Source organism: Klebsiella sp. HMSC16A12, assembly GCF_001808265.1.
Taxonomy (GTDB): domain Bacteria; phylum Pseudomonadota; class Gammaproteobacteria; order Enterobacterales; family Enterobacteriaceae; genus Klebsiella; species Klebsiella pneumoniae.
The window spans coordinates 171,493-189,120 of record NZ_KV792642.1 but is presented as its reverse complement, the minus strand read 5'-3'; the positions used below and the strand labels follow the sequence as shown (position 1 = coordinate 189,120).

The 17,628-nt window shown below is 59.3% G+C and carries 13 protein-coding genes and 1 other annotated feature; of the genes, 5 read left to right on the top strand and 8 right to left on the bottom strand.

Translation table 11 applies throughout. The annotated features are described in order from the left end of the window. The first annotated feature begins 93 nt into the window (after positions 1–93). From copA to ybaK, 3 genes are all read left to right on the top strand, one after another. Positions 94–2,595, top strand: coding sequence for a copper-exporting P-type ATPase CopA (gene copA, locus HMPREF3140_RS22640; protein ID WP_004178775.1), 2,502 nt, complete (start codon positions 94–96; stop codon positions 2,593–2,595). A 131-nt stretch (positions 2,596–2,726) separates the two neighbouring features. Further along, entirely contained in the window at positions 2,727–3,521 is a 795-nt protein-coding gene (locus HMPREF3140_RS22635) for a TraB/GumN family protein (RefSeq protein ID WP_004178774.1), read from the top strand. A gap of 201 nt (positions 3,522–3,722) precedes the next feature. After that, positions 3,723–4,202 carry a Cys-tRNA(Pro)/Cys-tRNA(Cys) deacylase YbaK gene (gene ybaK, locus HMPREF3140_RS22630; protein ID WP_002892205.1) on the top strand — a complete coding sequence of 160 codons (480 nt, stop codon included), beginning with the start codon at positions 3,723–3,725 and terminating at the stop codon, positions 4,200–4,202. A 105-nt stretch (positions 4,203–4,307) separates the two neighbouring features. On the opposite strand, the gene ushA is transcribed toward ybaK, so the two are convergent. Then, positions 4,308–5,960: a bifunctional UDP-sugar hydrolase/5'-nucleotidase UshA gene (gene ushA / locus HMPREF3140_RS22625; protein WP_070553118.1), complete on the bottom strand. Its 1,653-nt coding sequence runs from the start codon at positions 5,958–5,960 to the stop codon at positions 4,308–4,310. A 269-nt stretch (positions 5,961–6,229) separates the two neighbouring features. Here ushA and HMPREF3140_RS22620 point away from each other — a divergent pair, with 269 nt between their 5' ends. Together HMPREF3140_RS22620 and ybaL are read left to right on the top strand one after the other, a co-directional pair. Beyond that, positions 6,230–7,450: an MFS transporter gene (locus HMPREF3140_RS22620; protein ID WP_004147385.1), complete on the top strand. Its 1,221-nt coding sequence runs from the start codon at positions 6,230–6,232 to the stop codon at positions 7,448–7,450. A gap of 225 nt (positions 7,451–7,675) precedes the next feature. Then, positions 7,676–9,352 (top strand): YbaL family putative K(+) efflux transporter, encoded by a 1,677-nt coding sequence (ybaL, locus tag HMPREF3140_RS22605; protein WP_002892195.1) that lies wholly within the window; start codon positions 7,676–7,678, stop codon positions 9,350–9,352. A gap of 35 nt (positions 9,353–9,387) precedes the next feature. Here the strand turns inward: ybaL and HMPREF3140_RS22600 are convergent, their stop codons facing one another. The 7 genes from HMPREF3140_RS22600 to dnaX all read right to left on the bottom strand — a co-directional run bounded on the left by HMPREF3140_RS22600 (position 9,388) and on the right by dnaX (position 17,602). Continuing rightward, positions 9,388–10,692, bottom strand: a complete 1,305-nt coding sequence (locus HMPREF3140_RS22600) for an inosine/guanosine kinase (RefSeq protein ID WP_002892192.1) — start codon at positions 10,690–10,692, stop codon at positions 9,388–9,390. Positions 10,693–10,755: 63 nt separating this feature from the next. Continuing rightward, a complete protein-coding gene (hemH, locus tag HMPREF3140_RS22595; RefSeq protein ID WP_002892189.1) occupies positions 10,756–11,718 on the bottom strand; it encodes a ferrochelatase in 963 nt (320 codons plus the stop codon). A 128-nt stretch (positions 11,719–11,846) separates the two neighbouring features. Then, on the bottom strand, positions 11,847–12,491 hold the full coding sequence (adk, locus tag HMPREF3140_RS22590) for an adenylate kinase (protein WP_002892184.1): 645 nt from the start codon (positions 12,489–12,491) through the stop codon (positions 11,847–11,849). Between the two features lie 222 nt (positions 12,492–12,713). Further along, a complete protein-coding gene (htpG, locus tag HMPREF3140_RS22585; protein ID WP_004177228.1) occupies positions 12,714–14,588 on the bottom strand; it encodes a molecular chaperone HtpG in 1,875 nt (624 codons plus the stop codon). Between the two features lie 111 nt (positions 14,589–14,699). Next, positions 14,700–15,305 carry a recombination mediator RecR gene (gene recR, locus HMPREF3140_RS22580; protein WP_002892177.1) on the bottom strand — a complete coding sequence of 202 codons (606 nt, stop codon included), beginning with the start codon at positions 15,303–15,305 and terminating at the stop codon, positions 14,700–14,702. Next, positions 15,305–15,637, bottom strand: coding sequence for a YbaB/EbfC family nucleoid-associated protein (locus tag HMPREF3140_RS22575; protein ID WP_002892173.1), 333 nt, complete (start codon positions 15,635–15,637; stop codon positions 15,305–15,307). Before HMPREF3140_RS22575 ends, recR begins: the two co-directional genes overlap by 1 nt. 57 nt (positions 15,638–15,694) lie before the next feature. Next, positions 15,695–17,602: a DNA polymerase III subunit gamma/tau gene (gene dnaX, locus HMPREF3140_RS22570; RefSeq protein ID WP_004147381.1), complete on the bottom strand. Its 1,908-nt coding sequence runs from the start codon at positions 17,600–17,602 to the stop codon at positions 15,695–15,697. Beyond that, positions 16,298–16,362 (bottom strand) — a sequence feature (DnaX frameshifting element). (Overlaps the previous gene by 65 nt.) Positions 17,603–17,628: the final 26 nt, after the last annotated feature.

Genomic DNA, 17,628 nt, shown 5'->3' with positions numbered 1-17,628 from the left:
CCTTCCCCTTGCTGGAAGGTTTAACCTTCTTAATACTCGATGAAAGAGTGGTTCTGGTCAATCGTTGACCGGAAAATTATTCAGGAGTTATTTATGTCTAACACTATCGACCTGACGCTGGATGGCCTCTCCTGCGGCCACTGCGTCAAACGCGTGAAAGAGAGTCTGGAGCAGCGTCCTGACGTTGAGCAAGCGGAAGTCACCCTCACTGAAGCCCATGTGACGGGCAGCGCCAGCGCGCAAGCGCTGATTGATACCGTTAAACAAGCCGGATACGGCGCGGAGCTCAGCCACCCAAAGGCTAAACCGCTGGCAGAATCATCAATCCCGTCGGAAGCACTGACAGCGGCCACTCCTGAGCTTCCGGCAGCCCATGACGAAGATGACAGTCAACAGCTGCTGATCAACGGCATGAGCTGCGCCAGCTGCGTCTCCCGGGTACAAAACGCGCTTGCCGCGGTGCCGGGCGTCTCACAGGCGCGGGTTAACCTGGCGGAACGCACGGCGCTGGTGATGGGCAGTGCGTCCGCCGCAGAATTAGTGCAGGCGGTGGAGAAAGCCGGCTATGGCGCGGAGGCGATCGAAGACGATCTGCAACGCCGCGAACGCCAGCAGGAAACCGCCCTCGCGACGATGAAACGTTTTCGCTGGCAGGCGATTGTCGCCCTGCTGGTCGGCGTGCCGGTGATGGTCTGGGGCATGATCGGCGATAACATGATGGTCAGTGACGACAACCGTTCGCTGTGGCTGGTTATCGGCCTTGTCACCCTCGCCGTCATGGTCTTCGCCGGCGGCCACTTCTACCGCAGCGCGTGGAAAAGCCTGAAAAACGGCACCGCCACCATGGATACGCTGGTGGCGCTCGGCACCGGCGTCGCCTGGCTGTACTCGATGAGCGTCAACCTGTGGCCGCAGTGGTTCCCGATGGAAGCCCGCCATCTCTATTACGAAGCCAGCGCGATGATTATCGGCCTGATTAACCTCGGCCATATGCTGGAGGCCCGAGCGCGTCAGCGCTCCTCGAAAGCGCTGGAAAAACTGCTCGACCTGACGCCGCCTTCGGCGCGGGTCGTCACGCCCGAGGGCGAGAAAGATCTGCCGCTCGCGGAAGTTCAGGCCGGCATGACCCTGCGCCTGACTACCGGCGACCGCGTCCCGGTCGACGGCATGATAAGCCAGGGCGAAGCCTGGTTTGATGAAGCGATGCTCACCGGCGAACCGGTGCCGCAGCAAAAAGGCGATGGCGACGCCATTCACGCCGGGACCGTGGTGCAGGATGGCAGCGTGCTGTTTACCGCCAGCGCCGTCGGCAGCCAGACCACGCTGGCAAGAATTATCCGCATGGTGCGCCAGGCGCAGAGCAGCAAACCGGAGATCGGCCAGCTGGCGGATAAAATCTCCGCCGTATTTGTTCCGGCGGTGGTCGTCATTGCGCTGATCAGCGCTGCGATCTGGTACTTCTTCGGCCCGGCGCCGCAGATCGTCTATACCCTGGTCATTGCCACCACGGTACTGATTATCGCCTGTCCGTGCGCCTTAGGCCTGGCGACGCCGATGTCGATTATCTCCGGCGTTGGCCGGGCGGCGGAGTATGGCGTGCTGGTCCGCGATGCCGATGCGCTGCAGCGCGCCAGTGAACTCGACACCCTGGTGTTCGATAAAACCGGCACCCTGACCGAAGGCAAGCCGCAAGTGGTGGCGGTGAAAACTTTCGCTGGCGTTGATGAGCATACCGCGCTGCGTCTTGCCGCCGCGCTGGAGCAGGGCTCAAGCCATCCGCTGGCGCGAGCGATCCTTGATAAAGCTGCCGACGGCCCATTGCCGGAAGTCAGCGGCTTCCGCACCCTGCGCGGCCTTGGCGTCAGCGGCGAGGCGGAAGGTCATCGTCTGCTGCTCGGTAACCAGGCGCTGCTCAACGAGCAGCATATCAATACCGCCGAGGTGGAAAGCGAGATGACAGCCCAGGCCTCACGCGGCGCCACGCCGGTGCTGCTGGCGGTGGATGGTCAGGCCGCCGCGCTGTTCGCCATCCGCGACCCGCTGCGCGAAGACAGCGTCGACGCCCTGGCGCGTTTGCATCGGCAGGGCTACCGGCTGGTGATGCTTACCGGGGATAACCCCACCACCGCGAAGGCTATCGCCAAAGAAGCCGGCATTGATGAAGTGATCGCCGGCGTGCTGCCGGACGGTAAAGCCGATGCCATTAAGCGTCTGCAGAGCCAGGGGCACAAAGTGGCGATGGTTGGCGATGGGATTAACGACGCCCCGGCGCTGGCCCAGGCGGATGTCGGGATCGCCATGGGCGGCGGCAGCGATGTCGCTATTGAAACCGCGGCGATCACCCTGATGCGCCATAGTCTTCACGGCGTGGCCGATGCGCTGGCGATTTCGAAAGCAACGTTACGCAATATGAAGCAGAACCTGCTGGGCGCGTTTGTCTACAACTCGCTGGGTATCCCGATTGCCGCCGGGATCCTCTGGCCGCTGACCGGCACCCTGCTCAACCCGGTGGTCGCCGGCGCGGCGATGGCGCTGTCGTCGATCACCGTGGTGAGTAACGCCAACCGCCTGCTGCGCTTTAAACCAAAAGAGTAAACGCTGTCAGATGAAACGGGCGCCGACGTTGTTCGGCGCCCGTTTTTTTGCCGGGACAAGAAAAGCCCGCCGGAAGGGTGACGTGTATCACCATATGCGCTAGCATGAAGTCCTCACACTTCGGAGCGCGTATGGGCCTGTTAAACCGGATAAAAATGCTGTGGCGAGCCGCCGTCGGCTCGTCTTATTCCTGGCCTGCGATGGATATCGTCCTGCCCGGCGAACGCTATTTGCACCTCGTCGGCAGTATCCATATGGGCACCCGCGACATGGCGCCGCCGCCGGCGAAGCTTCTGAAAAAAATACGCCAGGCCGATGCGTTAATCGTCGAGGCCGATATCAGCGGCAATGAAACACCGTTTAGCGATCTCCCCACTTACCCACCGCTGGCGGAACGCCTGAGCGATGCGCAGCTGAGCGAGCTAGAGGCGCGAACCGGCGAGCTGGGCCTGTCGGTCGGGCTGTTCGACAGCCAGCCGCTGTGGCAGGTGGCGATGGTCCTGCAGGCCACCCAGGCGCAGAAGCTGGGGCTGCGACCAGATTACGGCATCGATTATCAGTTGCTGATGGCCGCCCGCGAGAGCAACATAGCGGTGATGGAGCTGGAAGGCGCCGACAGCCAAATCGCGCTGCTGCGCGATCTGCCCGACGGGGGGATGGCGCTGCTGGAGGATACGCTGACCCACTGGCGCACCAACGCCCGTTTACTGCAGGTCATGATCGGCTGGTGGCTGGAGCAACCGCCGTCGCGCGGCGCGGTATCGCTGCCGACGACCTTTAGCCAGTCTTTATATGATGTGCTGATGCACCAGCGCAACCTCGCCTGGCGCGAGACGCTGCTGGCCTTGCCGCCGGGGCGCTACGTGGTTGCCGTCGGCGCGCTGCACCTGTATGGCGAAGGGAATCTGCCGGATATGCTGACATAAAAAAATGGCCAATATTGCTATTGGCCCGTCAAAGAGGAATTTCATCATTATTATTATCCCGGGATTTGCATCCCGGATCGTCTGATTGTCGCTCAAAGTGACCATCACTGCCAACACTATTGCGCAAGATGGTACTATTTTTTAGACAACCTGCGGGCGTATTCTGACGTCACGCAAAACCGGTTGGTAAGAAGGATAGCTATGACTCCCGCCGTTAAATTACTCGAAAAAAACAAAATTTCCTTTCAGATCCACAGTTACGATCACGATCCCAATGAGACCAACTTCGGAGATGAAGTGGTGCGCAAGCTCGGCCTCAATGCCGACCAGGTTTACAAGACCTTGCTGGTCGCCGTGAACGGCGATATGAAGCATCTGGCGGTGGCCGTCACTCCGGTCGCCGGGCAGCTGGATTTGAAGAAAGTGGCGAAAGCGCTGGGCGCTAAGAAAGTCGACATGGCCGACCCGATGGTGGCGCAGCGTATCACCGGCTATCTGGTGGGCGGCATCAGTCCGCTGGGGCAGAAGAAGCGCCTGCCGACGGTGATTGACGCCCCGGCGCAGGAATTTGCCACCATCTATATTTCCGGCGGCAAACGCGGGCTGGATATTGAGCTGGCGGCCAGCGATCTGGCGCAGCTTCTCGATGCGAAGTTCGCCGATATCGCCCGCCGCGATTGATAAAACGATCCCGGATAGCGGCGCACGCGCCTTATCCGGGATACCCAACTCCTAGCCCCGGTAAGCGTAGCGCCACCGGGGAAATAGCCAACCTGAAGCCCAGGCTTACTGCCAGCTCACCTCGCCTTTCGGCTCATAGGCGGCGGCATCCAGCGGCGAGTTCTTCTCGATATACTCTTTCAGCACTTCGGCATCGATAAAGCCGGTATTCACATACCCGGTTTTATCGGCGATGTTCGGATAGCCATCGCCGCCGGTGGCGTTAAAGCTCAGCGTCGCCATCCGATAGGTCTTCGCCGGATCCACCGGTTCGCCTTTGATTTTCAGATCGTTCAGCTTACCGTCTTTGGCCACGAAACTGACGTTGGCAAACTGCGGATAAGCGCCGGAATCCGGCTTCATCTGCGCGACGGCGGTCAGGTAATCCACTACCTCCTTGCCGCTCATATCGACATAGGTCAGCACATTGCCGAACGGCTGGACCTTCATCACATCTTTGTAGGTGATATCCCCCGCCTCAATGGAGTCGCGGATCCCGCCGCCGCTCATCACCGCGAAATCCGCGTTGCTGCGCGCCATTTGCGCCGCCAGCAGCAGGTGGCCCATATTGGTCTGCACAAAGCGCACTTTACTGCGGTCGCCCTCCAGATGACCATTCACGCTGCCGATTTTGACCTGCAGCTGCGCCTTGCCTTTGTTCTGGAACGGCGTCAGCAGCGACATCATCTGCGGGTTCTCGGCGATCTGCGGCGTATACAGCACCCGCTCGCTTTGGCCGTTATCGTAAGTCACTTTTTTCTTCAGGTTGACCGGGATCAGCTGATAGTGCACCAGCTTCATCTCGCCGTTGCGGAACTCAAAATCGGCGCGGCCGACGTATTTGCCCCACTCATGCGCCTGGACGATCCAGATGCCGTTCTGACGATCCGGAGCGCACGGGGTGCCTGGCACATAATCGACCTGCTTTTTATTTTCCGCCGCCATGCATACCGGATCCTGCGAATGACCGCCGACGATCATCGCCAGCGATCCCGCAGGTAAACTCCGCGCCATTTCAACGTCGCCCGGCGCGTTAGAGCCGTGGTTGCCATTGTCGTAATGGCCCATATGGGTGGTGGCCAGGATCACGTCCGGCTTTTCATTCTGCTGCAGCTCCTGGATAACCAGCTTCGCTTCTTCCGCCGGTTTGCGGAATTCGATATCGGTGAAATATTCCGGATTGCCAATCTTGGCCGTATCGTCGGTGGTTAAGCCAATCACCGCGATTTTCAGCCCACCGCGCTTAAACAACGCCCAGGGTTTGAACAGCCGTTCGCCGGTGCTTTTCTGATAAATATTGGCCGACAGGAACGGGAACTTAGCCCACTTTTCCTGCTGGCGCAGTACGCTCAGCGGATTATCGAATTCATGGTTACCCACCGCCATCGCGTCGTAGCCGATCAGGTTCATGCCGCGAAAATCGGGCTCTGCATCCTGTAAATCAGACTCCGGTACGCCGGTATTAATATCGCCGCCGGATAACAGCAGGACGCTTCCCCCTTCCGCCGCCACCTCTTTCCGGATGCCATCGACCAGCGTTTTCTGCGCCGCCAGGCCATATTCGCCGTAGTCATTGCGCCAGAAATGGCCGTGGTGATCGTTGGTGTGCAGGATGGTAATTTTATAGGTTTTATCCTGCTCATAGGCCTGTGCCGACAGGCTGCCCAGCGATAAGGCGGCGAATAACGCCAGCGCTACGCTGTGTTTGAAATAATGCATGCTTCACTCCCTGACTTAATCCCAAGTGCCGAAAGTATAGCGAGTTAGTCGCGTTGACAAATATGTTTTCAGAATTGCGACTTCCTTCAAACCTTATCAGCAGGTATGTTAGTCGGATAATAATTCTACCTGCATCCTCTATACGCCTTCGCGTTGTATGGCATTGCGTCAGCCCGTTCGTCATATTTCCCATGCAGTAGCCGGGAAAATCAGGGCAGTCGCCATGGCGGACAAAAGACGAAAGCTATATAAAAAAGTGACGTGAACCTATGGCAATCAATCAGACCGCTCAACCCTTGTCCGGCCCCGCTGCGCCGCCGCAAAAAGCACGCACCTCGTTTGGCATCTTAGGCGCGATCAGCCTGTCCCATTTGCTTAACGATATGATCCAGTCGCTTATTCTCGCTATCTACCCGCTGCTGCAGGCGGAGTTCTCCCTTACCTTCGTGCAGATCGGCATGATCACCCTGACCTTCCAGCTCACCTCATCGCTATTCCAGCCGGTGATTGGCTACATCACCGATAAACGCTCGATGCCGTGGTCGCTGCCGGTGGGCATGTGCTTCACCCTCTGCGGTTTGATTCTCCTCGCGCTGGCCGGTAGCTTCGGCATGGTGCTGCTGGCCGCCGCGCTGGTGGGTACCGGATCCTCGGTTTTCCATCCGGAATCGTCCCGCGTAGCGCGAATGGCCTCCGGCGGCCGTCACGGCCTGGCCCAGTCGCTGTTCCAGGTGGGCGGCAACTTCGGCAGCTCGCTTGGCCCATTGCTGGCGGCGGTGATCATCGCCCCGTACGGCAAAGGCAACGTCGCCTGGTTCGTGCTGGCCGCTCTGTTGGCTATTGTCGTGCTGTCGCAAATCAGCCGCTGGTATGCCGCGCAGCATCGAATGAATAAGGGCAAACCGAAACCGGCCATCGTTAATCCGCTGCCGCGCAAGAAGGTTATTCTGGCGGTAGGCATTCTGCTGATGCTGATTTTCTCGAAATATTTCTATATGGCGAGCATTAGCAGCTATTACACCTTTTATCTGATGCATAAATTCGGCTTAACGGTGCAAAACGCCCAGCTTCATCTGTTTGCCTTCCTGTTCGCAGTGGCTGCCGGGACGGTAATTGGCGGGCCTGTTGGCGATAAAATTGGGCGTAAATATGTGATTTGGGGTTCTATCCTCGGCGTAGCGCCTTTCACCCTTGTTTTACCCTACGCCAGCCTTGAATGGACGGGGATTTTAACGGTGATCATTGGTTTTATCCTCGCCTCGGCCTTTTCCGCTATTCTGGTCTATGCGCAGGAACTGCTGCCGGGACGCATCGGCATGGTTTCTGGCCTGTTTTTCGGCTTCGCCTTTGGCATGGGCGGCCTTGGCGCCGCGGTGTTAGGCCTGCTGGCGGACCATACCAGCATCGATCTGGTTTATAAAATCTGCGCCTTCCTGCCGCTGCTGGGATTCCTGACGATATTCCTTCCTGATAACCGGCAAAAAGCCTGATTAATCGGCGGCCAAAGTGCAACCCTGGCCGCCGTTAACCCTTGTGTCATCAGCCTGTTCCACGATTTCCCCCCGCCATTTTCCCTTCTGTGCCTTTTCATCGGCTAATTGCATTTTTTTGCACAACTCAAGAATTATTCATAAACAAAGTGAACGTTTTTGTCATAAACTATTACCCGGACAGGGTAGCAAAATGGACCGATACACCACTGGAAAGGAGACGGAATGCACCACGCAACACCGCTTATCACCACCATTGTCGGCGGCCTCGTGCTCGCCTTTATTCTCGGCATGATTGCCAATAAGCTACGTATTTCTCCTCTGGTGGGATATCTCTTAGCGGGCGTGCTGGCCGGACCTTTCACCCCTGGCTTTGTTGCTGACACCAAACTGGCTCCGGAACTGGCGGAACTTGGCGTCATTCTGCTGATGTTCGGCGTCGGGCTGCATTTCTCACTTAAAGACCTGATGGCGGTAAAATCGATCGCCATCCCCGGGGCTATCGCCCAGATAGCCGTGGCGACGCTGCTGGGTATGGCGCTCTCCGCCGCCCTCGGCTGGTCGCTGATGACCGGCATCGTCTTTGGCCTGTGCCTCTCCACCGCCAGTACCGTAGTGCTGCTGCGCGCGCTGGAGGAACGACAACTGATTGACAGCCAGCGCGGGCAAATCGCCATCGGCTGGCTGATTGTGGAAGACCTGGTGATGGTCCTGACGCTGGTCCTACTGCCGGCGATTGCCGGTATGGCGGAGAAAGGCAACGTCGGCTTCGCGTCCCTGGCCCTCGACCTCGGGATCACCATTGGCAAAGTGGTGGCCTTTATCGCCATTATGATGCTGGTCGGCCGCCGGCTGGTGCCGTGGATCATGTCGCGCAGCGCCGCCACCGGCTCACGCGAGCTGTTCACTCTGTCGGTGCTGGCCCTGGCGCTGGGCATCGCCTTCGGCGCCGTGGAGCTGTTTGATGTCTCTTTTGCCCTCGGCGCCTTCTTTGCCGGCATGGTGCTTAACGAATCCGAGCTCAGCCACCGCGCCGCCCATGACACCCTGCCGCTGCGCGACGCCTTCGCGGTGCTGTTCTTCGTCTCCGTCGGCATGCTGTTTGACCCGATGGTGCTGGTCCAGCAGCCGCTGGCGGTGCTGGCGACGCTGGCGATTATTATCTTTGGTAAATCCGCAGCCGCCTTTTTCCTTGTGCGGATGTTTGGTCACTCGCCGCGCACCGCGCTGACCATCGCCGCCAGCCTGGCGCAGATTGGCGAGTTTGCCTTTATTCTCGCCGGCCTGGGAATGGCGCTTAACCTGCTGCCGCAGGCCGGACAAAATCTGGTGCTGGCCGGGGCGATCATCTCAATTATGCTCAACCCGGTGCTGTTTACCCTGCTGGAAAAATATCTCGATAAAACCGAAACCCTCGACGAGCAGACGCTGGAAGAGGTCCTGGAAGACGAGAAGCAGGTGCCGGTCGATATCTGCAACCACGCGCTGTTGGTCGGCTTCGGCCGCGTCGGCAGCCTGCTGGGCGAGAAGCTGATGGCCCAGGGGATCCCGCTGGTGGTGGTTGAAACCTCGCGCACCCGCGTGGATGAGCTACGCGAGCGCGGGATCAGCGCGGTGCTCGGCAATGCCGCCAATGAAGAGATCATGGAGCTGGCGCATCTCGATTGCGCCCGCTGGCTGCTGCTGACAATCCCTAACGGCTACGAGGCCGGAGAGATTGTCGCTTCCGCACGGGAAAAATGTCCGAATATCGAGATTATCGCCCGCGCCCATTATGATGACGAAGTGGACTACATTATCGATCGCGGAGCCAATCAGGTGGTGATGGGCGAACGGGAAATTGCCCGCGCCATGCTGCGGCTTCTGGAAACGCCACCGGCCGGCGAAGTGGTCACCGGCTGATGTACTGCCCTCTCCCCGCCGGGAGAGGGACGCGCTTACCGATCCCAGTACGCCTCTTCCAGGCTGTCCTCACGCTCCGGCAGGCCGCGGGTTAAACGCGGCGAGTGCTGGTTCAGCACCTGATAGCTCACGCGGTTGGCATATTTACACACCTGCGCCAGCGAGGAGTAGGTCAGCCATTTGCATTTGTGCTTGCTGGAGTTGGGGACGTTATTGCGGTGGTAGTTATTGGCGGTGATGTCATGCAGCAGCGCCGCCAGCGCGCCGTCGCCTGCGCCGTTGGTGTTCATGATCTTCTCGGGGCCGCCCATATAGGGAGCGATATGGGAATATATGCGCAGCGGATTAACGCAATCCTGGTGACGCATCGCGCGGCTGAATTCAAACTGGTTAAACTCCGGTATCGCCCCCGGCAGCAGCGGATGCTGGGTTTTACGCTTCGCCTCTTCTTCAGTGAAGCCCGCCATATACAGGCCCGCCGGGCCGGCGGTGCACAGCACCAGGTCGACCCAGTCCAGCGCCTTATTCGCCGCTGACAGCGGATCGGCAAAGCCGGTCAGCGCTTCCCCTTCCTCTTCGTTCATTGCCAGAATAGAGACATGCTCCTGCAGGAACTCCTGCCACCACGCCGGGTTATCGGCAATCACGTATTTGGTTCCGAGGGTTAACACCACCGGCACATCGTGCTTTTTGGCATACTCAATAGCCTTCATCGTGGCGTCCGGCATCGGCTCGCCCGGCTTGCAGCGGACCAGGTAAGAGGTCAGCACCAGCGCCGAGGCGCCGGCGATCACCGCTTCCGGAATGCTTTCCGGACGCAGCTTGTTCATGTGGCCCGGGCTGATGGCGAAGGTGCGCTCGCCGCTGTCACCGATCAGGGTAAAGCAGCGGCCAATGGCGCCGTCGACGCCCTGCAGATAGTTCAGATCGGTGCGGCTGGAGGTATTGCACAGGTAACGATAGGCATAGCCGCCGATTTCGATATTGCTGCACATCACGCCAAGCAGCACCGAGCGATCGTCCGCCAGCACCGAGTAGTTGTGCATGGTATTGCCGATGGTGCCGCCGGCAAACTGATGGGTAATGAGATTGTTGCGCACCAGCTCCTGGTACAGCGCCTCGGCGACGTCATCTTCAATCACCAGCGAATGGCCCGCGCTCAGGCCGTAGCGCACGATAAACGCCTCATCCACTTTCGCTTCGATATCCACCAGCGTCTGGTCGATACCGACCACCCAGGAGACGCTGGATTCATTCTCCGGCTGAATTTGCTGCAGCAGCGGATCGCGGGCGTTAACGGGAAAATAGTGTTTAGATTTGCGTTTACCGGGAAATTTCATAGTGGCGCTTAAATAACAGGGAACAAGCGGGAAATAGTAGCATATTCCCCGCCCTGCGCGCGATCAGCGATAAGGCGCCGTCAGATTGACCATCATCTCAATATGCGCTGCGTCTGCATTAAGCGCCGGAATATATTCATATTGCTTGCCGCCTGCTTCGAGGAATATTTCCCGGTTCTGGACGGCGATTTCTTCCAGCGTTTCGAGACAGTCGGCGGCAAACCCCGGGCACAGCACCTGAATATGCTTCGTCCCTTTCTCGCCGAGCATCTTTAGCGTTTCATCGGTGTACGGCGTCAGCCAGGGTTCCCGGCCAAAGCGCGACTGGAAAGTCATCATCACCCGCTCCGGCGGCAGCCCCAGCGCGGAAACCAGTTCCCGCGTCGTATCGCGACAGCGCTGAGGATAATCATCGCCCTGGTTGGCATAGCGCTGCGGGATCCCATGATAGGAGAGCAGCAGCAGATCCGGTTCCCCATGGACCGCGAAGGAAGCGCGCACGCTGGCCGCCAGCGCATGGATATAGTCCGGATGTTCGGCATAGTCGCGAATAAACGAGATACCCGGAATGGCGCGCTTTTTCGCCAGAATCCGCGCCAGTTCGTCCCAGACGGCGGCCACCGTCGAGCAGGAATATTGCGGATACAGCGGCAGCACCACGATGTGCTCCACCCCCTGCGCCAGTAAGTCATCCACCGCGCTGGCCAATGACGGTGAACCATAGCTCATGCCCAGCGCCACCGGGGTATCCGGCAGCCTGGCAGCCAGCGCCTGCTGCTGGCGACGACTATACACCATCAGCGGCGATCCCTCTTCCATCCACACGGACTGATAGAGCTTCGCCACGCGCGGGGAGCGAATCGGCAGTATGACGCCGCGCAGCAGCGGCCACCATAGCAGACGAGACGTATCCACCACCCGTTTGTCGCTGAGGAATTGTCGCAGATAGCGCTTCACCGCCCCGGGGGTGGGCGCATCGGGAGTGCCTAAATTGGCCAGCAAGATACCTGTTTTCGTCTGATGCATTACCGCCTCTTAACCATTTGAATCGCAGCCAATTGTAGCTGAAATGGCGCTAAACGGAACCAATCATAGCAAAAGGTAGAAATGAGAGGAGTTCTCATCCTGCCGCAGCAGGATGAGAAAAGGCTTTATCAGCCGAGGATTTTTTCCAGTTCGGCGCGCACGTCAGCTACCGCTTTGGTGCCGTCGACTTTGGCGTATTTGGTGTTGCCCGCCTGCGCTTCTTTGGTGTAGTAGCCGATCAGCGGCGCTGTCATCTGATGGTATTCTACCAGACGCTTACGCACGGTCTCTTCCTGATCGTCTTTACGGGTGGTCAGCTCTTCGCCGGTCACGTCGTCTTTGCCTTCCACCTTCGGCGGATTGAATTTGATGTGGTATACGCGACCGGATGCCGCGTGGACGCGACGGCCAACGATGCGGTCGACGATCAGTTCGTCCGGCACGTCGAATTCCAGCACGTAATCAACGGTAATGCCCGCCTCTTTCATGGCGTCAGCCTGCGGAATGGTCCGCGGGAAGCCGTCCAGCAGGAAGCCGTTACGGCAATCTTCCTGGGCGATACGCTCTTTCACCAGCGCGATGACCAGCTCATCGGTCACCAGCTTGCCTGCGTCCATAATGTCTTTCGCTTGCTTACCGAGCTCAGAGCCGGATTTTACCGCCGCGCGCAGCATATCGCCGGTGGAGATTTGCGGAATACCGTATTTCTCCATGATGAACTGAGCCTGAGTTCCTTTACCCGCGCCCGGAGCGCCAAGCAGAATAATACGCATTACGAAAATCCCCTCAAAAGTCGATTCAATTTTTCAAAAACGCTAAACCATACCACCAGAACGGCGATGGCTCAAGGAAGGCGGTGCGGCTGAAACGGTTAATGGTGAGATATTTTATGCAATCCAATGTGAAATGCCCCGCCTGAGCACATCGCTCAGACGGGGCATTTATCCCGTTCCCGGCGTCGCGTCGCTCGGCCGGGCTACTCGTTCAGGTTCGCGTCAGGAAGCCAGCAGCTGGTTCATACGGCGGATAAACTGGTTCGGATCTTCCAGCGTGCCGCGCTCGGCCAGCAGCGCCTGATCCAGCAGCAGTTCCACCCATTCGCCGAACTGCGCGTCGTCCTGGGTATCGGCCGCGCGTTTCACCAGCTGATGCGCCGGGTTCAGTTCGAAGATGTATTTCACTTCCGGCGCCGCCTGGCCCGCTGCCGCGAACAGCTTCGCCATCTGAGTGCTCATCTCATCGGCATCGGTAGTGACAATCGCCGGGGTGTCGGTCAGACGATGGGTCAGACGCACCTCTTTCACCCGGTCGCCAAGCAGGTTTTTCACCCGCTCAACGAACGGCTCCAGCGCTTTTTCAGCTTCTTTGGTGGACTCGTCCACTTCATCCGCCAGCTTGTCCAGCGACTCGTCGGCTTTAGCGACAGACTGGAACGCTTTGCCGTCGAACTCGGTCAGGTAGCTCATCATCCACTCGTCGATGCGATCGGAGAGCAGCAGAACTTCAATCCCTTTCTTACGCAGCAGTTCGAGGTGCGGGCTGCTCTTCGCCGCCGCATAGCTGTCGGCAGTGATGTAGTAGATCTTCTCCTGGCCTTCTTTCATGCGCGAGACATACTCTTCCAGCGACACGGTCTGCGCGGAGGAGTCGGTATGGGTGGTTGCGAAACGCAGCAGTTTGGCGATCGCTTCCTGGTTGCTCGGATCTTCCGCCGGGCCCTCTTTCAGCACCAGGCCGAACTGTTTCCAGAAGGTTTGGTATTTTTCAGCGTCGTCTTTCGCCAGCTTATCCAGCATCTGCAGCGCGCGTTTGGTCAGCGCGGTGCGCAGGTTGCGGGTCACGCTGCTGTCCTGCAGGATTTCACGGGAGACGTTCAGCGGCAGATCGTTGGAATCGATCAGGCCGCGCACGAAGCGCAGATAGTTCGGCATAAACTGCTCGGCGTCGTCCATGATGAACACACGCTGGACGTACAGCTTCAGGCCGTGTTTATGATCGCGGTTCCACATATCCCACGGCGCCTGCGACGGGATATACAGCAGGCTGGTGTACTCCTGCTTACCTTCCACGCGGTTGTGGCTCCAGGTCAGCGGGTCGCTGTAGTCGTGAGCGATATGCTTATAAAACTCTTTGTATTCGTCGTCGTTAACTTCGGATTTGCTGCGGGTCCACAGGGCCTGCGCCTTGTTGATTTTTTCCCACGAAATCACGGTTTCGCCGTCTTTCTCTTCCCGTTTTTCAATCTCAACCGGCAGCGCGATATGGTCGGAATACTTGCTGATGATAGAGCGCACGCGCCAGTCGTTGAGGAAATCATCTTCGCCTTCGCGCAGATGCAGGGTGATTTCGGTGCCGCGATCGGCTTTGGTGATATCAGCTACGGTATATTCGCCTTCGCCGGCGGATTCCCAGAACACGCCGTTTTCCGGCTTGTCGCCCGCCGCACGGGTACGCACGGTCACTTTGTCCGCCACGATGAAGGCCGAATAGAAGCCGACGCCGAACTGACCGATCAGCTGGCTATCCTTCGCCTGGTCGGAACCCATCGATTCGAGGAACGCTTTGGTGCCGGATTTGGCGATGGTGCCGAGATGGTCGATAACCTCTTCCCGGTTCATTCCGATACCGTTATCGGCGATGGTCAGGGTGCGGTTGTCTTTATCAAACGAAACCCGCACGCGCAGCTCGCCGTCTCCCTCATACAAATCCGGCTGCGACAGCGCGCGGAAACGCAGCTTATCGGCCGCATCAGAGGCGTTGGAAATCAGCTCACGCAGAAAGATTTCTTTGTTGGAATAGAGGGAATGGATCATCAGGTGCAGAAGCTGCTTTACTTCTGACTGAAAACCACGAGTTTCTTGTCCTTTCATCTGATTCAACCTCAACAATGCCATTTTAAATGGGTAAAAAACCGTTGAGTGGGAGATGGGGACAGCGGGGAAATTTTTCAAGCGGAGGCGGCGAAGGCCGCCTCCATTTGTTCAGAAAGTAATCTTGTGGCGACCGGCCAGGGAGTGGGACAGCGTGGTGCCGTCGACCATCTCCAGCTCGCCGCCCACCGGCACGCCGTGGGCGATTCGGCTGGCGTCGACGCCATACTGCGCGCACAGCTCTGCGATGTAGTTGGCCGTCGCCTCGCCCTCAACGGTCGGGTTGGTGGCGAGGATCACCTCGGTGATCGACTCCGCCTCCAGCCGTTGCTCCAGGCGATCGAGCCCGATGTCATCAGGCCCGATGCCGTCGAGCGGCGACAGGTGCCCCATCAGCACGAAGTAGCGGCCGGAATACTGCCCGGTCTGCTCAATGGCATAGATGTCCGCCGGACTCTCTACCACACAGATCTGGCCGTTTTCCTGGCGACGCGGGTTGCTGCAGATATTGCACACCTCCTGCTCGGTGAAGGTGCGGCAATCGGCGCAGTGGCCGATCTCCGACATCGCACGCGTCAGCGCCTGCGCCAGGCGCATCCCGCCGCTGCGATCGCGCTGCAGCAGGGTAAACGCCATGCGCTGCGCTGACTTCGGGCCGACGCCCGGCAGACAGCGCAGCGCTTCCATAAGCTGAGTTAACAGCGGGCTGGTTTGCATCAGAACGGCATCTTGAAGCCTGGCGGCAGTTGCATACCGGCAGAAACGGAAGCCATCTTCTCTTTCTGGGTCTCTTCGATACGGCGCGCGGCGTCGTTGAACGCGGCAGCCACCAGATCTTCGAGCATCTCTTTGTCGTCTTCCAGCAGGCTTGGGTCGATCTCCACACGGCGGCAGTTGTGCGCGCCGTTAATGGTCACTTTCACCAGACCCGCGCCGGATTCGCCGGTTACTTCCAGCTGAGCGATCTCTTCCTGCATCTTCTGCATTTTCTCTTGCATCTGCTGGGCCTGCTTCATCAGGTTACCCAGGCCGCCTTTTCCACCAAACATAGGCTTCTCTCTCAGTCAGTCATCGTTAAAGGTACTGAATGCCAGTCAGACTGGCATTCAAATGGGGCGAATACTCTCTTCATCCAGATCGGCGTCGAAGAAACGACGCAGGGTCTGAATGTTATTATCCGCGATAATGGCTTCGCGCGCCTGCGCGAGCTTCTCTTCATAAATAGCCTGCCGCCACTCCAGCGGCGTACGCATCGCGGGATTATCGTCTTCCACGATGGTCAATTCAACCGGCGTACCGTACAACACCCCCAGCGCTTCAGCCAGCTTTTGCTGCGCGCTGGCGGAATTGAGGTGGCGCTGGCTGGGACGCAGATGCAGACAGACGCGGCTGCCCTCCTGCTCTTTCCACGCGTTGAGCGCCACCTGCTCGACCAGCTTCGGTACCGCCAGCTGGCTCACTTCCGCCGCCCAGCTGTCGCGCTCGACCGCTTCTTCGGCGAGCTTGGCCGCCAGCTCCGGCGTCTTCTCATGCTCCAGCGCCTTTTTCAGCGCTTTGGGCGTGGCGACTTCGACTTTGCTCTCTTCCACCACCGTCGTCGCCTTCCAGCGATAGGCCTCTTTCTTCGCCGGGGCCTGCTCCAGCGCGGCCGCGGCCGGACGAGCCTGGACGCGCTCGGTAATCGAACTCAGTCGCTCCAGCGCAGCGTTATTCACCGGCCGCGCGCGGGAAGCGGCTGCCGGTTCACTCTTTTTTGGGGTGGTTGCTCCCTGACTGCGCTGCAGGTGGCTGCGGGCCGCCAGCACCTGGCTGGTGGTCGGCGGCAAACTCTGCGGCGACTGTGGCGGCGGCGCGGCGGGGGCAACCGGCTGACGCGGCGCGGGCGCGGCGGCCTGTGCCGGCTGCACCTCCGGCTCCGGCAGCGGCTTACGCGGATGAAACGCCAGGGCGCGCAGCAGCGTCATTTCGACGCCCATCCGCCGGTCCGGGGCGTAAGGCAGCTCTTTGCGGCCAATCAGCAGCGTTTGGTAGTAGAGCTGAACGTCGCCGGGCGGTACGGTTCGCGCCAGTTCGCGCATCCGCACTTCGACCGCGGCCATGTCGGCGCCCAGCGCCGAAGGCGACAGCTGAACCATGGCGATGCGGTGCAGCAGGCTCTGCATCTCGACCAGCAGCGCCTCCCACTCGACGCCGCGTGCGGCGGCGTCATTGACGCCCGCCATGACCCGCTCGCCGTCGGCAGCAACCAGCGCTTCAATCAGCGACAGCGCCTGATCGTCATCAAGGGTGCCGAGCATGGTGCTCACCGATGCGGCCGTCAGCTGCCCTTCCCCACTGGCAATCGCCTGATCGGTCAGGCTTAAGGCATCGCGCAGGCTGCCATCGGCCGCCCGCGACAACAGCTGCAGCGCGCGGGGCTCAAAGGCAATCTGCTCTTCGCCAAGAATATGCTCCAGCTGATGGCGGATCTGTTCAACGTCCAGCGCCTTCAGGTGGAACTGCAGGCAGCGGGATAAGATCGTTACCGGCAGCTTCTGCGGATCCGTCGTCGCCAGCAGGAATTTGACGTGCGCCGGCGGCTCCTCCAGCGTTTTTAACAACGCGTTGAAACTGTGACGCGACAGCATATGGACTTCGTCGATGAGATAGACCTTAAAGCGGCCGCGGGCCGGCGCGTACTGGACGTTGTCCAGCAGATCGCGGGTATCTTCGACTTTGGTTCGCGAGGCGGCGTCAATCTCAATCAGATCGACAAAGCGCCCCTGTTCAATTTCCCGGCAGTTATCGCACACGCCGCAGGGGGTGGCGGTGATGCCGGTTTCACAGTTTAACCCTTTCGCCAGCAGACGGGCGATGGAGGTCTTCCCGACCCCGCGGGTACCGGAAAAAAGATAAGCGTGATGAATGCGCCCTAACGACAAGCCGTTCGCCAGTGCGGTCAGCACATGTTCCTGGCCGACGACGTCAGCAAAGGTTTGTGGGCGCCATTTACGGGCTAAGACCTGATAACTCATGGGCTGGCTCTGAAACGCTGGAAGGT

Coding starts and splice junctions, on each gene's coding strand:
- copA (WP_004178775.1), top strand. CDS start 94: ATGTCTAACACTATCGACCTGACGCTGGATGGCCTCTCCTGCGGCCAC.
- HMPREF3140_RS22635 (WP_004178774.1), top strand. CDS start 2,727: ATGGGCCTGTTAAACCGGATAAAAATGCTGTGGCGAGCCGCCGTCGGC.
- ybaK (WP_002892205.1), top strand. CDS start 3,723: ATGACTCCCGCCGTTAAATTACTCGAAAAAAACAAAATTTCCTTTCAG.
- ushA (WP_070553118.1), bottom strand. CDS start 5,960: ATGCATTATTTCAAACACAGCGTAGCGCTGGCGTTATTCGCCGCCTTA.
- HMPREF3140_RS22620 (WP_004147385.1), top strand. CDS start 6,230: ATGGCAATCAATCAGACCGCTCAACCCTTGTCCGGCCCCGCTGCGCCG.
- ybaL (WP_002892195.1), top strand. CDS start 7,676: ATGCACCACGCAACACCGCTTATCACCACCATTGTCGGCGGCCTCGTG.
- HMPREF3140_RS22600 (WP_002892192.1), bottom strand. CDS start 10,692: ATGAAATTTCCCGGTAAACGCAAATCTAAACACTATTTTCCCGTTAAC.
- hemH (WP_002892189.1), bottom strand. CDS start 11,718: ATGCATCAGACGAAAACAGGTATCTTGCTGGCCAATTTAGGCACTCCC.
- adk (WP_002892184.1), bottom strand. CDS start 12,491: ATGCGTATTATTCTGCTTGGCGCTCCGGGCGCGGGTAAAGGAACTCAG.
- htpG (WP_004177228.1), bottom strand. CDS start 14,588: ATGAAAGGACAAGAAACTCGTGGTTTTCAGTCAGAAGTAAAGCAGCTT.
- recR (WP_002892177.1), bottom strand. CDS start 15,305: ATGCAAACCAGCCCGCTGTTAACTCAGCTTATGGAAGCGCTGCGCTGT.
- HMPREF3140_RS22575 (WP_002892173.1), bottom strand. CDS start 15,637: ATGTTTGGTGGAAAAGGCGGCCTGGGTAACCTGATGAAGCAGGCCCAG.
- dnaX (WP_004147381.1), bottom strand. CDS start 17,602: ATGAGTTATCAGGTCTTAGCCCGTAAATGGCGCCCACAAACCTTTGCT.